We start from the raw sequence: 14,770 nt of genomic DNA on the forward strand, positions 1-14,770 counted from the left end.
GGCGCCGCACGGTGGGATTGGTGCAACACAGGTCGATCTGTTCGGTGGCGTCGGTGCGCAGCCGATGGGTCGCGGGAGGCTCGATGTCGAAGGTCACCATCCGTCACGTCGCTGCAGCGGCCGGTGTCGCGGTCAAGACGGTTTCGCGGGTGATGAACGGCGAGCCCAACGTCACCCAGGATCTGCAGGACCGGGTGAATAAGGCCGTGGACGCGCTCGGCTATGTCCCCAGCATGGCCGCGCGACGAATGGGCGGCAGCCGGTCCTATCTGCTGGTGGCGCTCAACGACCGTGAGAACACCATCAACAACTGGCGCAGCGGGCGGGGCAACGACTGGATCGACCAGATGCTGCATGGGGCCATGCTCACCTGCGAGGCGCACGGCTACCGGATGCTGTTCGAGCTGGTCGAGGCGGGATCGCCTGATCTGGACCGCAAGGTGGTGGCCATCCTGTCCGCGCTCCAGCCGGACGGCATCATCCTGACGCCACCGCACTCGCAGAACCTGGCCCTGGTCGAGATGTTGACCCGGCGCAACGTCCCCGTCGTGCGCATGGGTGTGGCTGGCGAGGGCGTGGGTTTCGGCGTCTTCATGGACGACCGGGCGGCGGCGGCGGAAGCGACCCGGCATCTGCTTCAGCTCGGCCATCGCAGGATCGGCTTCATCGCGGGCAGCCCCCGGTTCGAGGCCAGTCGCCAGCGTCTGGACGGGTATCGCGACGCCCTGACCGAAGCCGGCGTCACGATCGACGAGGACCTGATCGCGCCGGGCGACTTCACCTTCGAGAGCGGTGTCGCCGCCGCCGGGACCCTGCTGGCGCGCGACGATCGCCCCACGGCGATCCTCGCCAGCAACGACGAGATGGCTCTGGCGACCCTGCACGTGGCCTCACGCCTGAGGATCCGCGTGCCGGACCTGTCGCTGGTCAGTTTCGACGACACGCCGGGAGTGCGACTCAGCGTGCCGGGTCTGACCAGTATCCGCCAGCCGATCTCCGAGATGGCCGCCAAGGCGGCCGCGCTGCTGATCGGCGTCAGCCGGACAGGGGAGGGCGCCCCGTCCGACCATCTGCTTCCCTTCGCACTGGAAGTCCGGGGTTCGACCGCCCCCCTGACCTGAGCTCAGCGGGCGGCGACCGGACAGTCCGTCGAGGTCGCGGCGTCCAGCCGGATGTCTTCCACCGCCACCGTCGCAGGGGCCGTCGCGCTCAGGATCCAGGCCCGGTCGACACCCGCGAGGCCGCCCTCGCCGGACGCGAAACAGCGCAGCGGCACCGATGCCTCCCGCCAGCCTGAGCCTGCGACCAGCGGCACCACGCCATTGCCCAGCCCGATGCCGAGCGCCGAGGCGTCGCCGGCGTCGATCCGGTATCGGAAGGTCAGGGCCACGCCGGCATAATCCGGTCCCGACAGATCGATGGCCGGGCCGGTCACGATCGCCTGACCCGGTCCGGCGAACGTCACCAGGCGAGCCGTTTCCTGGCCCTGTCCATCGACCGGGGCGACCGTCACGACCGCGCGGGGGCTCACGCCCCGCGCGCCGTCCGCGATCCGCGCCTCGCCGCCCGCGTCGCGAACGACCAAGGACCAGGGTGTCACGAACCGCCCATCGGCCAGGAACCGCATGGACGATGCGTCGGTGCCCTCCTCGACCTCGATCAGGCGCTCCGTTTCCACCGGCGCCGCATAGTTCAGGCCGAAATCATAGGCGAACTGCGGATCGTAGTCGGGCCCGCCCCGGTTCTGCGGTGCCTGATCGGGGCTGCGCGGCCAGCTGAAGGACAGTCGTCCCCGGAAATCATGACGCGGCCTGCCGTCCGGGCCGGCGACCAGCACATCGGCGATTCCGCCGCCTTCCGATCCCGGGAGCCAGGCCGCGACGAAGGCGTCCGAGGCGTTGATCTCGGGGTTCACATACAGGGGTCGCCCGGACAGGAAGACCGCGACCGTCGGAATCCCTTCGGCCTGGAGTCGACGCAGCAGGGCGAGAGGCGCCCGCGGACGGAAATCGAGGTCGGACAGGTCGCCCTGGAACTCGGCATAGGGCTCCTCGCCGAACACGACGATGGCCACGTCGGGCCGTGTCTCATAGGTGCCGGTTGCGCTCAGCACGGCCGTCCCACCGGACGCCTCGACCGCGTCCTTCAGCCCCTCCCAGATCGATTCGCCGTTCGGGAAGTCAGCGCGGGTATTGCCGGTGCCCTGCCAGTTGATGGTCCAGCCGCCCGCCGCCTGGCCGATGTTGTCGGCACTGCCGGCGACCATCACGCGGGCACCGGGCTGGATCGGCAGGACCGAACCGTTGTTCTTCAGGAGGACGAGCGACTGACGCACCGCCTCGCGCGCCAGGGCCCGATGTTCCGGCGACCCGAGCACCTCGATACGCCCCTCCACCGGACGGTCGGTCTCGAACACCCCGGTCTTGACCTTGACGGTCAGGATCCGCCGGACCGCCTCGTCCAGCCGGGTCATGGCGATCTCGCCCGAACGGACCTGGGCCAGGGTGTTGTCGAACAACGGCTTCCAGCTGTCGGGCGCCATGAACATGTCGATGCCGGCATTGAAGGCGGCCGCGCAGCTTTCGTTGGTGCAGCCCTCGATCTGGCCGTGGGCGTTCCAGTCGCCGACCACGAAACCGTCGAAGCCCAGGGGGCCGCGCAGCACATCGGTCAGCAGGTCGCGATTGGCGGTGTGCTTGGCCCCGTTCCAGCTCGAAAAGCTGGCCATGATGGTCAGGACGCCGGCGTCGATGGCGGGCGGATAGCCGGCGGAATGGATGGCGATCAGCTCTTGTTCGCTGATGATCGCGTCGCCCTGATCCTTGCCGTTCAGCGTCCCCCCGTCGGCCAGATAGTGTTTGGCCGAGCCGGCGATGTGGCCGGGCGCGAGATGGCCCTGACCCAAGGACCCCTGCAGGCCGAGCGTCATGCGACCGGCATAGGCGGCGACGATCTCGGGATCTTCGCCGTAGCCTTCGTAGGTCCGGCCCCAGCGATCGTCGCGTGGGACCGCGACCGTCGGTCCGAACGTCCAGTCCGCCCCGGTCGCCGCCACCTCGAGCGCCGTCGCCCGGCCGATCCGCTCGATCAGGTCCGGATTGCGCGCCGCGCCGAGGCCGACGTTGTGCGGAAAGAGGGTCGCGCCGACCACGTTGTTGTGCCCGTGCACCGCGTCGATGCCGAACATCAGCGGCACGCGTGCTCCGGGCCGGGCCGCGGCCGCTGCCCGGAAGGCTTCGGCGAGGTCGACCCAGGCCTGAGCCGGTGCCCGCTCGTCCCCGCCCGGTGCCGAGTTTCCACCCGCAAGGATCGAACCCAGGGGATAGGTGGCCAGATCGGCGGGACTGATCGAGCCGATGTCCGCCTGGATGACCTGACCGACCTTCTCCTCGACCGTCATGCGGGCCAGCAGATCCTCGACGAAGGCGGACGTCGCCGCATCGGTCATCGCATCAGGACTTTTCGCGCTGGGCCAGGCCGAGACGTCGACGACCGGCGATGCTCCGCTCTGTGCCAGAGCCGGGCCCGCGGCCATCAGGAGGGCCGTCAGCGACACGGCGGCCGTGGCGAGGCCGCGCCGGCATACGTTTTTTGGCATCTGTCTCATCCCTGGAGTCTCTTTTGTCTCAAGGTGTCGGGAGTTGACAACGTTGTCAAACCGCGATTGCGTGGCCGAAGGTCGTCGCAGAATGATCACGGGAGGCCACCATGCGCATCTTCACCACGACGGTCATCGGACTGGCGGCCCTGGCCTGCGCCGGCGCGGCACGGCCGCCGCAGGACGACAGCCTGGAGGGCTACCGCCTCGTCTGGAATGACGAGTTCAACACGGATGGGCTGCCAGATCCCACCCGCTGGTCCTACGACGTCGAACGCAACCGCGACGGCTGGTACAATAACGAACTCCAGTACTACGCCGCCGAAAGGCCGGAAAACGCCCGCGTCGAGAACGGCCACCTCATCATCGAGGCGCGGCGCGAACAACTCGGACCGGATCAGGTCGCCGATGCCGGAGGGCAGGCCTATACCTCCGCCCGGTTGATCTCACGCGGCAAGGCGGAATGGACCTATGGCTTCTATGAGGTGAAGGCGAGGATACCCTGCGGCCGCGGCACATGGCCCGCCATCTGGATGCTGCCGGTGGCCGACGCCGAGTGGCCGGCGGGCGGCGAGATCGACATCATGGAACACGTCGGCCATGCCCGCGGCGAGGTCCACGGCACCGTGCACACCACCCGCTACAATCACACCCAGGGCACCGAGCGGGGCGGCATGAAACGCGTCCGCGACGCCTGCGACGCCTTCCACCGCTATCAGGTGCTCTGGACGCCCGAGGGCATCAACTTCGGCATCGACGATGTCGGCTACTACCGCTTTCGCAACGACGGTCGCGACGATCCCGCCACCTGGCCGTTCGACGCGCCCTTCTACATGATCCTGAACATCGCCGTCGGCGGCGACTGGGGCGGCGTCGAGGGCGTGGACGACCGGGCATTCCCCCAGACGATGGAGATCGACTACGTCCGCGTGTTCCAGCGGGCGCCGTCCTGACACCCGGCCCATGACACACGGCTCCCGGTCCTTCTTCACCCTGATGCCGAAGAGGCCGTCCGCGCCGGAGCGGCTCAAAGGAGGGACGTTCGCCGATCAGTCGCCGAAGGGAACCAGAGGAGCGAGCGCCGCGAACACGCCTTTTTCCTTGTGCCGGCGCGCCTGGATTGCGGCCAGGACATCCTCGGGGTTCCACAGCGTCCCCTGCATCACCGCCGCCCATTCCAGACTTTCGGCGACGCTGTGGTCACGGGCGTAGGTGATGGCGGCTTTCGAGCCCGACACGGCCAGCGGTGCCTTCCCGGCGATGGTGGCCGCCATCTGAAGCGCGGCCGCCAGCGTCGCCTCGGCGTCCGAACCGACCGCATTGATGAAGCCCAGGCGCTCGGCCCGGTCGGCGGTCAGGCTGGTCCCGAGATAGGCCAGTTCGCGCACAACGGCGTCTGGCAGGGTCTTGGGGAGGCGCTGAAGGGTCCCGACGTCGGCCATCATGCCGATGTTGATCTCCTCGATACGGAAATAGGCGTCTTCCGACGCGAGCCGCAGGTCACAGGCCGAAACCATGTCCAGACCCGCGCCGACGCAGGCCCCTTGAACCGCTGCGATGACGGGAAAGCGCACCCGCTCCAGCGTCGTCAGGGACTCCTGGAGCTCGCGCGCGGCGTGCTGGAAGGCTTGCCTCCGGGACGACGTGTCCGCCTGGAGGATCGCGCCACCCGAGAACACGGAGATGTCCATCCCGGCGCAGAAGTTCCTGCCCTCTCCCGAGATGACGAGAGCGCGGACATCGCCCCCGGCGTCGAGTTCGCGCAGGGCCGGGCCGAAGCTCCTCCAGAACTCCACGTCCAGAGCGTTGGAAGCCTCCGGGCGCGTCAGGCGGAGATGGGCGACGGCCTCGTCGCGCGTGATCTGGAATGCGGTCATGCTCGGCCCCGGAGATGCAATGTCGGGCCACGCATCTCATCGGATGGCACCAGGGGCAAGCACCGGTGTTTTCCATCTGATCCACGGCCTCTCAACGGTCGGCCGTCATGAACGGATCACCGACAATCCCGGTCTTCGCGATCATCGACCCTCAACCGTCCGTCATGAGGGACGGTTCGGCAGGGCCTGAAACGGTCGCCGGAAGCCCGCAGACCCCCTCGACCTGTACGCGGACCACGCCGTCTCCCCGGCCGACGGGTCAGCCTTCCTCTCCCTCGACGCCGTTCTGGACCAGGGCTGATCACCACGATGCGTCGATCTGACGATCCTCGGCCGCAACGGGATCACGACCCGTCGCGGAGGCTGGCGTGGAACGAAGTCGGCCTGTATGCGTCGGCACCCGTTCACCCGCCGTGGCCGCGCCCCACCGGGCCGCCCAGGCTCTGGGCCCCCGGGGAAACCGTCGAGACGAAGGATCAGCGATGATCGTGGACTGGAAGCCGGCCCTTGCCGAAGCCCGGTCGGCCCTGGCGCTCGGCGACGCCAGACGGGCGAGGCGGGCGCTGTCGGCAGCCGACCTCGACCCCGACGCGCCCGACGAGGCCCTGAAACTTCTGGCCAGGGCGCTGCGATCCCTTGGCGAGACCGCAGCGGCCCTGCCGCTTCTCGAGCGTGTGGCCCGGCGCCAGCCCGGCAGCGCGATCGCCGAGCACAATCTGGCGGCGGCGCTGGGCGATGCCGGGCGGCAGGCGGACAGCGAGGCCGCGGCGCGCCGGGCCATCGCCAAGGGCGGGTCTGCCCCGGAGACCCGGCTGATCCTCGCGCGGGCGCTTCTGGCCCAGGGCGATCTGGACGAGGCCGAGGTCTGGTTCCGTCGCGCGTTGGACCTTCGCGGCGACTTTCTGCCCGCGGTGCGGGACCTGTCCCAGCTCGTCTGGATGCGGAGCGGGGACCTGTCGCGCACATTGGCGGTGCTTGAGCCTTTGAAGGCACTCGCCGAGTCGCGAGAGGACGCGGCCATCCTCCGGGCGTCGATCCTGCGCGATACGGCCGGCGACGACGCGGCGCTCGCCAGTCTGGTTCCCTGGCTGGAGTCCGGATCGGTCGAGGTCCTGCTGGCCGCCGCCGCAGCGGCCTCCGGCGTCGATCCTCAACGGGCGCTCGTTCATGCGCGAAACGCCCTGACGCGGGCACCGGGGGATCCGCGGGCCGGCATCGCCCTCGCCGCCGCGCTCGTCGCCACCGATCAGGCGCCGGAAGCGGCGACCCTGCTGGAAGGACTGCTGGACCGGGACCCGGGCCATCAGCACGCGCGGGCCCTCCTGTATACGGCGTGGCGGATGATGGCGGATCCGCGTGCCCTGACGAGCGCCGACTACGCGCGGCTCGTCCGTGTCTTCCCGCTGGATCCGTTGCCGGATCTGGACAGGCTGTCACGGACGGCGGAGGCCCTGCGGGCGCTTCACCCCTTCAAGGCACATCCCTTCCAGCAGTCCGTGTCGGCGGGATCCCAATCGTTCATCGATCCGCGCACGGCGGGCGACCCCGACATCAACCAGTTGTTCCGGTCGCTCGAACCCGCCATCGATTCCTATCTGGCGGAGGCGGCACCGGCCTGGGAAGGAAGCCCGGGGGGCACGGCGTGGCGGATGTCCGGGGCCTGGTCGGTGCGGCTGCGGGCCGGGGGGCGTCATACCGATCATGTCCACCCGCGCGCCTGGGTGTCGTCCGCGGTCTACATCGTGACCCCGGGGCCGTCCAAACCCGGGAGCCGGGAGGGCTGGCTGCGGTTCGGGGCGGCACCGGTCGGAAACGGCCGGAACCTGCCGGCGGAGTACTGGGTGCGGCCGGAAGCCGGAACGGTTGTTCTGTTTCGCTCCTGTCTCTGGCATGGCACCGAGCCCTTCACCGGTCCGGGCGAGCGCCTGACGGTGGCCTTCGACCTTCAGCCGGGGACGACATCCTGAGCATGGCCTACGCGATCGATCCCGCCCTGGACGCGGCCCGGATGGCACCGGTGTTCCGTCGCTTCGGACGGCTGCACGTTCCCGGCCTGTTGCAGGCGGACGGCGCGGCGCGTCTCGTTGAAGCCCTCGACGCGGCCGGGGGCTGGACCCTGTCCACGCGCGGAGCAACCTCCACGGTCGACATTCCCGTCGAGGCCTTCGCCCGGGCCGATGCGCCCGCGCGGGCCGCCCTTGCGGACACCGCGCGGCAGGAAGCCCGCACAGGTTTCCACTACCTGTTCGAGACCCTGAGAGTCAGCGATCTGGCGGAGACGGGGGCACATCTGCCGGACCCGCTACGTGAGCTCTATCAGTGGCTGAACAGCCCGGCGTTCCTCGGTTTCGCCGCCGAGATCTCGGGTTTTGACGACCTGGCCTACGTCGATGCCCAGGCGACCCGCTTCAGGCCGGGCCACTATCTGACCGAGCACGATGACGAAAAGCCGGACGCCGGTCGGCGGCTGGCCTACGTCCTGAACCTCAGCCCGGGATGGCGTCCGTCGTGGGGAGGCCTGCTCGGCTTCATCGACGCCGACGGACATCTGGCGGAGGCCTATACGCCGGCGTTCAATGCCTTGAATCTGTTCAGGACGCCCCAACCGCACCTGGTGACCCAGGTCGCTGACTTCGCGGGCGGGACCCGCCTTTCGATCACCGGCTGGATACGCACCAACCGCTGAGAATTGGTGCTCGAGACGAGCGGCGCCACGCGACAACTTGTTGCATCTGCCATCCCTCGCGACGCTCGTGACCTGCCGGATTAAGCAACCTTCCGGTTGAAGAGCAACGCTATTCGGTAACGGTTTAAGCGCGTGTTTTCACGCGAGAAACGTTGCATCCAAAATCGTCGTTATTAGTCATTATGCGATGAGAAATCGCTGGTATTAAATGGTCATACTGTAACGATGTTACAAGAAATGCGATTGACTGTCATTATGATGCATATAACCGTCACATTTGTGCCGGGTCTGTGACCGTCGCGCTGCACGACTAAGGCAAGCTTGTATGTTCCGCCTGTACTGGCGATATCAGTGAAAGAGTATTCTATGAATGCGTCCGCTTACCGCCGCAGACTGCTGAACAGTTCTATGGCATTCGGGGCGTCTGTCGCCGCCGCCTCGCTGGTGTTCGCGACGCCGACCCTGGCGCAGGACGTCGGAACGGCCGGTCAGCCCGATCCTGCCACCCAGTCGGACGAGGCGGCTCAGGTCGACGACGTCGTGGTCACGGGATCGCGGATCAGCCGCCAGGACTATCAGGCGACCAGCCCGATCGTGACCGTCACCCAGGAAGACTTCCAGGCGACCGGCTCGGTGACCATCGACACCCTGGTCAACGACCTTCCGCAGTTCGTGCCGTCGGTGAACTCGTCGTCGAACAACCCTTCGAACGGCGGTCAGGCCAACATCAACCTGCGGGGTCTCGGGACCCAGCGCACGCTGGTGCTGATGAACGGTCGACGGGTCGTTCCGTCCAACTCGGACGGTACGGTCGACATCAACCTGCTGCCCACGCCGCTGATCCAGAACATCGAGGTCATTTCGGGTGGTGCCTCGGCGGCCTATGGCTCGGACGCGCTCGCCGGTGTGGCCAACTTTATCCTGAACGAGAATTTCGAGGGCGTTCAGTTCGACGCCCAGTACGGCGTCACCGACCGCCAGGACGGCGTCAGCGAAAGCTACGCCCTGACGCTGGGCGGTGAGATCGCCGACGGCCGGGGCCATCTGGTCCTGTCGCTCGGTCACTCCAGCCGCGACCAGATCTTCAACCGCGATCGCGAGTTCTCGGCGATCTCGGGTCCGTCGGGCACCACGCCGCTCGGCAGCACGACCTTCGATTCGACCAACCTTCCCAGCCAAACCCTGGTCCAAAGCTATTTCGGGGACGGGGCCCTGACCAACACGGGCCAGTTCGGCTTCAACAACGACGGCTCCGTCTTCAGCTACGTCCGCACGCTGAACTTCGACAGCCCGGGCGGCATCGACTACGACGGCTACGCCAATCCCGGCGTGGGCGACTACGTCTACAACACGGGCCCCCTGAACCTGAACCAGCTGGGACTGAACCGCTGGAACGCCTACGTCGGCGGTCGTTACGAGATCAACGCCGGGGCCGAGGTCTACGCGAACCTGCTGTTCACGGAATACGACTCGGCCAATGAACTGGCGGCCAGCCCTGCGGCCGGCAACGTCCCGGCCACCGGCTTCCGCGTGCCGGTCACCAACCCGTTCATCTCTGCCGACCTCGCCGCGCTGCTGGCGTCGCGCCCCACGCCCGGCGGCTCCTTCCTGCTGAACAAGCGCTTCAACGCGCTCGGCGGTCGCCGCGCCAACGAGAACTACAACGTCTACCAGAGCACGGTGGGTGTTCGCGGCGACCTCGTCGGCCTGCGTGACTGGACCTATGACGTCTACGCCCAGTACGGCCGCGTCCTGCGGACGTCCGTGCAATCCGGCAACGTCTCGCGCTCGGCGGTCCAGAGGCTTCTGGACGCCGCCGACGGCGGGGCTTCGCTCTGCGCCGGCGGTTTCGACTGGTACGGCGAGACCGCGCTCTCGGCCGAATGCGCCACCTACATCGGCCGGACCGCCCAGAACGTGACCGAGCAGGAGCAGTCGGTGGTCGAGGCCACGCTGCAGGGCAGCCTGCTGGAGCTCCCGGCCGGAGACCTGCGCTTCGCGGGCGGCATCCAGTACCGCGAGGACGTCTTCGCCTTCCGCCCGGACGCCTCCCTGGCCCAGGTCAATCCCGTCGTGGTCCGTCCCGACGGCGGCTCGGTGGGCGGCTCCGAGATCGCCGGCTTCAACCCCGGCCAGCCTCTGGTGGGTGACACCAACTCGGTCGAGTACTTCCTGGAAGTGCTGGTCCCCCTCCTGTCGGACCTGCCCTTCATCCAGCAACTGGACCTGAACCTGGGCTACCGGCTCTCGGATTATTCGACTGTGGGCTACGTCGATGCCTACAAGGCCGACCTCGACTGGGAGATCACCGACTTCCTGCGGGTCCGCGGTGGCGTCCAGCGCGCCGTCCGTGCCCCGTCCGTCGGGGAACTGTTCGCCCCGGTGAACACCTCCTTCCCGAGCGTGGGCACCGTTTCGGCCACCGGCATCTCCGGCGACCCCTGCGACATCCGCTCCAGCTACCGCACCGGCCCGAACGCCGCCCAGGTGCGCGATCTGTGCCTGGCGCAGGGCATCTCGGCCTCGGCCATCGACGCCTATGTCTTCACCAACAACCAGGTCCCCGGCATCACCGGCGGCAATCCCGATCTGGTGGAGGAAACCTCGGACTCCTTCTCGGCCGGCCTGGTCATCACCTCGCCCTACGACAACGCCTGGCTGTCGGGCTTCTCGGCCTCGATCGACTACTACGACATCGAGATCGAGAACGTGATCGGCACGATCGGGGCCTCGGCCCAGCTGCAGGGCTGCTTCAACGCGCGCGGCGAAAACCCGACCTTCGACCCGAACAACGGCTACTGCGCCCTGTTCGATCGCGATCCGCTGTCGGGCAACGTCAACCAGGCCCGTGAGGTCAACGGCAACCTCGCGACCCTGAAGACGTCCGGCATCGACGCCCAGTTCGACTGGAATTTCGTCCTCGCAGACATCGGCGCGCCCGACTGGGGCAACCTGAACTTCAACGTGGTCGTCGGCTGGCTCGAGAACCGCGAGCGTCAGGACGCGCCGGGTGGTCCGTTCACCAACCGCACGGGCACGATCGACAGCGTGTTCGGCAACACCTTCCCGGAATGGAAGTCGCTGGCCTCGGTCAACTGGAGCCACGGCGCGTTCGGCCTGGGCGCGCGCTGGCGTCATGTCGGCGAGATGACGCAGTTCGGCACGACCAACGAACTGGACGCTGCGAACTACTTCGACATCAACGGCAGCTGGGATCTGACCGAACGGGTCAGCCTGCGCTTCACCGTGAACAACGTCGGGGATGAGCAGCCCATCGTCTACTCCCCGGGTGTGCAGGCCAATACCGATCCTTCGACCTACGACACCCTCGGTCGGCGCTACTCGGTCGGCCTGACCGCGCGCTTCTAGGGCGGGTCGGCTTTCGGCGGACCCCCGCCTCCCGGGGTCCGCCGAACTTACCACTGCACAGCCCACACGGCGGTCCCGCCGAGGGGCTGCGGTCAGCCCGCGATGAGGATCACGAGCTGAAAGACTTCGCGCCAGAACAGACCGCAAAGTCCGCCGGTGACCAGCAGCACGACTGTCCTGAACAGCGACCGGGACTGTCGCGCCTCATCCATGGTGGCCATAACGTTCCAGATCCGTTGGAGAGAAGATGCCGAGTTGGCCGTCCTCCCGGGGCAGGACCAACCCGACGTAGGTCCACGAAGAGGTGGCGGCCCTGGGACGATGTTCGGCGGGAATGGCCCTGGGTTTCCGGTCCGCATCGATGTCGAACATGGCGATGTCCTTCCCGATGATCAGCACGACCCAGTCATCGGCTGTGAGGTAGAGGTTCGCCGGCGGCCCCATCGGCTCGATATCGCCGACATAGGACCGGAGCCGTCCGGCACGATTGATCAGCGTCAGTTCCAGGGTCGGCTGGCTGAAGGCCCCGTCGCGCACGCGGAACAGAAGACTGGCCCCCGGCGTGGGAAGCGCGAGGCTCTGCGGTGGGCTGACCTGATCGCAGCCCGCCAGGACGGCGAGGGACAGGGCACCGCTCATGACCGTCCGGCACGGCACGCGACCGCGCGTCGTCCGGGGCGGATCGACGGGTCGAGGGCTGATCAGGTTTTCAACGGTCTCGCGCAACGGTGGAAAATCTCGATGGGATCGAGATCGTTAGTCGAACAGGCCGCTTCTTCGTCCCCCATTGTGGGGACAACGACCCAACCCCGAACGAGCGGATCGTGTTAGCTGCGCTACCTGAGCAGTGGCGCTGGAGCGAGACAATCCGAACCAGGACCCTGCGAACGGAAGCCGGGTGTCCACACGCCGGGGGCCGCCCGGGAAAGATCAGACGATTTCAGGGATCGGCACGGCGCGCCCGGCACCCCGGTTCGCGAGCCGCAGGCCGCTCCGGACCTGGCGATTCAGGCACACTGTTGCCCACGTTGACATCGCCACGAATGGGCAAGGGTCAGCGCCATGAGGAGGCTCGCCGCAGCGCTCTCGGTTGCAGAAGGTCCTGATGCCGACACCATGATCAGCCATCACAAATCCAGGGCTACACTATACGTCGACCCGGCCGTGCTGCGCGGTTTCGATCTAGACTTCGACTGATCTTTTGAAACATCCGATAGCTATGGAAATAGCGCGCAGAGTTCGTAGGTCTGTTCTCGTCAGCCTTGATGATTCCGCGTCCGTTCTATTGGAATAATGGCTGACGTTCTGGTAAATATTGAATGAAGGGGTAGCTGCGGCCTGAATCGCTGCTCCTTGATCCTGTCGCATTTGAGGTGTTTACTGATAACCCTGCACTGAAGGTAAATCTCATGAAATATGCCGGTGCCGGGGGCAACGTCCCCTCCGAAGGGTCAGATCAGGCAATGGACCGGAACTGGTACCGCTTTGACATCGCCCATGCCGGCATCCTTCATTCCGACAGCACCGGCCTTCGCCTGGGCGAGGGGCAACCCGTTCGGGACGCCGCCTTGTCGGCGCTTCTCGAGTTTGCGCTGGATACCCCCGGGGGGCCGGATCACTACGTGGTCAGCGTAAGATCGGCCGATGGCAACATCGCCTTGACCGCGACGCTTCAGGTTTCCGCGGCCGGGCAGGGTAATACCCAACCCTGAGGACGAAGCTTCGTGCCCGGTTAGGTTAATTGTCAGTACCGCCACACATAAACTGACCTAGAAGCGTCGGATGAACCTCGGATCGTTTGACGTCGGCCAGTATTTCGAATGCTGGTCAGAGCGGGTTGCCACGCCCAGCTTCATGCACGATGCCGACCTCAGGCTGCTGTGGATGAACGTTGCGGGTGAGCGCCTTCTGGCGGGCGGCAAGGTGCTGACGCGACAGGGAAACGCGATGGCGTGGGTGGGATCGGACGAGAACCGCGGCTATTCCCGCTTCATCGCCGGGGTGGAGGTCGCGGGGACGTGGGCCTATCGGCCGAGATCGACCCACGCGCGGGTCGTGCGCGTGAACAGGCTGGAACCAGAGAACCTCCCGGTGGCCTTTGCGATCGTCATCTTTGAGGTGGAGCGGGCCGACGACGGCAACTGCTGGGCCGACCTGGGCGCCACGTTCGGCCTCACTCCGGCCGAAGCGGAGGTGACGCGCCGCGTGGTCGAGGGGTTCGGCGTGGTGCGGGTGGCGATCGCGCTCGGCATCTCGCCGGAAACCGTCCGGACCCACCTGAAACGGGTGTACTCCAAGCTTGGCGTCAAATCCCGGGACGAGATGTTCGCGATGGTGGCACCGTATCGCGCCCAGTAGGGCAGGGCGGATCCGGGGCTGGTCGAACACCGACGCAGAGATTGAAAGCCAATTCGTCACGTACCACTTTTAGGGGATGCGCACGGAACGCGGGACTGCGTTACTCCTGCCCAAGTTGAGGTATGAGTACAGGTGCGGATTGATACAGTACGAGCCGAAAGGCAGCCGCGTGTTGCCGCCGTCGGAGAGCCCGGCTTTCCAGGAGGCGGCAGATGTGGACCTGCCAGCCGCCTACCTCGATGATCTCGACGAAGCGCTGTTTCTCTGTGAGGTCGACCGCCTTTCGGTGCTCTGGCTGAACATACGCGCGCGCGAGCTCACGGAGGGCGGGGGCCGGCTGGCCATGACGGGCAATCGTCTGGTGGGCGCCACCCCGGCACACACCACCCGGCTTCTGGCAATGGCGAAAGGGACGGGCGGGGCGATCATTCTCACGGCCGAATCGCGCCTCGAGACCCTGATCGTGCGGATCAAGCCCCTGTCCGGCACCTCCGGTCCCAGAATGGTCGCTGTCACGGCCTTCAATCTGGCGCACACGGCCAGCTTCATCCTGCCGGATCTTCGGGAGACCTTCGACCTGACGCCCGCCGAACAGCGGGTTCTGGTCGGCCTGACCGCCGGGCATACGGCGATCGTGCTCGCGTCCATGCTGAATGTGACGCTCGAGACGGCCCGGACCCATATCCGCAGGATCTATGCGAAAATGGGCGTCAGCAGCCGCGAGGAGCTGATCTTCCTGGCCGGTCAGTACAGGGTGCCCTGAGCCTCAGGCTCGTTGGCTTAAGGGGCGCGGGCAGGCGTGGGCCGCCGGCACGCCCGGTCAATGATCCGGCCTGCTTCCAATCCTGTCCCGAGCGGGCGGATCCCGATCGGGCGAACGAC

Annotated in this window: 12 protein-coding genes; 8 read left to right on the forward strand and 4 right to left on the reverse strand. The window is 67.0% G+C overall.

The window, feature by feature from the left end:
- The first annotated feature begins 83 nt into the window (after positions 1 to 83).
- Positions 84 to 1,121, forward strand: a complete 1,038-nt coding sequence (locus BRESU_RS08730; RefSeq protein WP_013269174.1) for a LacI family DNA-binding transcriptional regulator — start codon at positions 84 to 86, stop codon at positions 1,119 to 1,121.
- Positions 1,122 to 1,123: 2 nt separating this feature from the next.
- On the opposite strand, the gene BRESU_RS08735 is transcribed toward BRESU_RS08730, so the two are convergent.
- A complete protein-coding gene (locus BRESU_RS08735; protein WP_013269175.1) occupies positions 1,124 to 3,607 on the reverse strand; it encodes a glycoside hydrolase family 3 protein in 2,484 nt (827 codons plus the stop codon).
- A gap of 101 nt (positions 3,608 to 3,708) precedes the next feature.
- Between BRESU_RS08735 and BRESU_RS08740 the strand changes: the two genes are divergently transcribed.
- Positions 3,709 to 4,551, forward strand: coding sequence for a glycoside hydrolase family 16 protein (locus BRESU_RS08740; protein ID WP_013269176.1), 843 nt, complete (start codon positions 3,709 to 3,711; stop codon positions 4,549 to 4,551).
- Between the two features lie 96 nt (positions 4,552 to 4,647).
- Here BRESU_RS08740 and BRESU_RS08745 read toward each other — a convergent pair whose 3' ends face one another.
- Positions 4,648 to 5,475: an enoyl-CoA hydratase-related protein gene (locus BRESU_RS08745; protein ID WP_013269177.1), complete on the reverse strand. Its 828-nt coding sequence runs from the start codon at positions 5,473 to 5,475 to the stop codon at positions 4,648 to 4,650.
- A 482-nt stretch (positions 5,476 to 5,957) separates the two neighbouring features.
- On the opposite strand from BRESU_RS08745, the gene BRESU_RS08750 reads away from it, so the two are divergent.
- The 3 genes from BRESU_RS08750 to BRESU_RS08760 all read left to right on the forward strand — a co-directional run bounded on the left by BRESU_RS08750 (position 5,958) and on the right by BRESU_RS08760 (position 11,530).
- A complete protein-coding gene (locus tag BRESU_RS08750; protein ID WP_013269178.1) occupies positions 5,958 to 7,442 on the forward strand; it encodes a putative 2OG-Fe(II) oxygenase in 1,485 nt (494 codons plus the stop codon).
- 2 nt (positions 7,443 to 7,444) lie between these two features.
- The gene (locus BRESU_RS08755; protein ID WP_013269179.1) at positions 7,445 to 8,161 is read left to right on the forward strand and encodes a 2OG-Fe(II) oxygenase; all 717 of its coding nucleotides are present in this window, start codon (positions 7,445 to 7,447) and stop codon (positions 8,159 to 8,161) included.
- Between the two features lie 366 nt (positions 8,162 to 8,527).
- Entirely contained in the window at positions 8,528 to 11,530 is a 3,003-nt protein-coding gene (locus tag BRESU_RS08760; RefSeq protein WP_013269180.1) for a TonB-dependent receptor plug domain-containing protein, read from the forward strand.
- 92 nt (positions 11,531 to 11,622) lie between these two features.
- On the opposite strand, the gene BRESU_RS17745 is transcribed toward BRESU_RS08760, so the two are convergent.
- Both BRESU_RS17745 and BRESU_RS08765 read right to left on the reverse strand, forming a co-directional pair.
- Positions 11,623 to 11,751 carry a hypothetical protein gene (locus BRESU_RS17745; protein ID WP_013269181.1) on the reverse strand — a complete coding sequence of 43 codons (129 nt, stop codon included), beginning with the start codon at positions 11,749 to 11,751 and terminating at the stop codon, positions 11,623 to 11,625.
- The gene (locus BRESU_RS08765; RefSeq protein WP_013269182.1) at positions 11,735 to 12,169 is read right to left on the reverse strand and encodes a hypothetical protein; all 435 of its coding nucleotides are present in this window, start codon (positions 12,167 to 12,169) and stop codon (positions 11,735 to 11,737) included. Before BRESU_RS08765 ends, BRESU_RS17745 begins: the two co-directional genes overlap by 17 nt.
- Positions 12,170 to 12,939: 770 nt before the next feature.
- Between BRESU_RS08765 and BRESU_RS08770 the strand changes: the two genes are divergently transcribed.
- The 3 genes from BRESU_RS08770 (at position 12,940) to BRESU_RS08780 (ending at position 14,651) form a co-directional block, all read left to right on the forward strand.
- Positions 12,940 to 13,242 carry a DUF6894 family protein gene (locus BRESU_RS08770; protein WP_013269183.1) on the forward strand — a complete coding sequence of 101 codons (303 nt, stop codon included), beginning with the start codon at positions 12,940 to 12,942 and terminating at the stop codon, positions 13,240 to 13,242.
- A gap of 70 nt (positions 13,243 to 13,312) precedes the next feature.
- On the forward strand, positions 13,313 to 13,888 hold the full coding sequence (locus BRESU_RS16915) for a helix-turn-helix transcriptional regulator (RefSeq protein WP_013269184.1): 576 nt from the start codon (positions 13,313 to 13,315) through the stop codon (positions 13,886 to 13,888).
- Positions 13,889 to 14,102: 214 nt separating this feature from the next.
- Positions 14,103 to 14,651, forward strand: a complete 549-nt coding sequence (locus tag BRESU_RS08780) for a helix-turn-helix transcriptional regulator (RefSeq protein WP_169308015.1) — start codon at positions 14,103 to 14,105, stop codon at positions 14,649 to 14,651.
- The last annotated feature ends 119 nt before the right edge of the window (positions 14,652 to 14,770 follow it).

The sequence above is a fragment of the Brevundimonas subvibrioides ATCC 15264 genome, from assembly GCF_000144605.1.
GTDB classification, from domain to species: Bacteria; Pseudomonadota; Alphaproteobacteria; order Caulobacterales; family Caulobacteraceae; genus Brevundimonas; species Brevundimonas subvibrioides.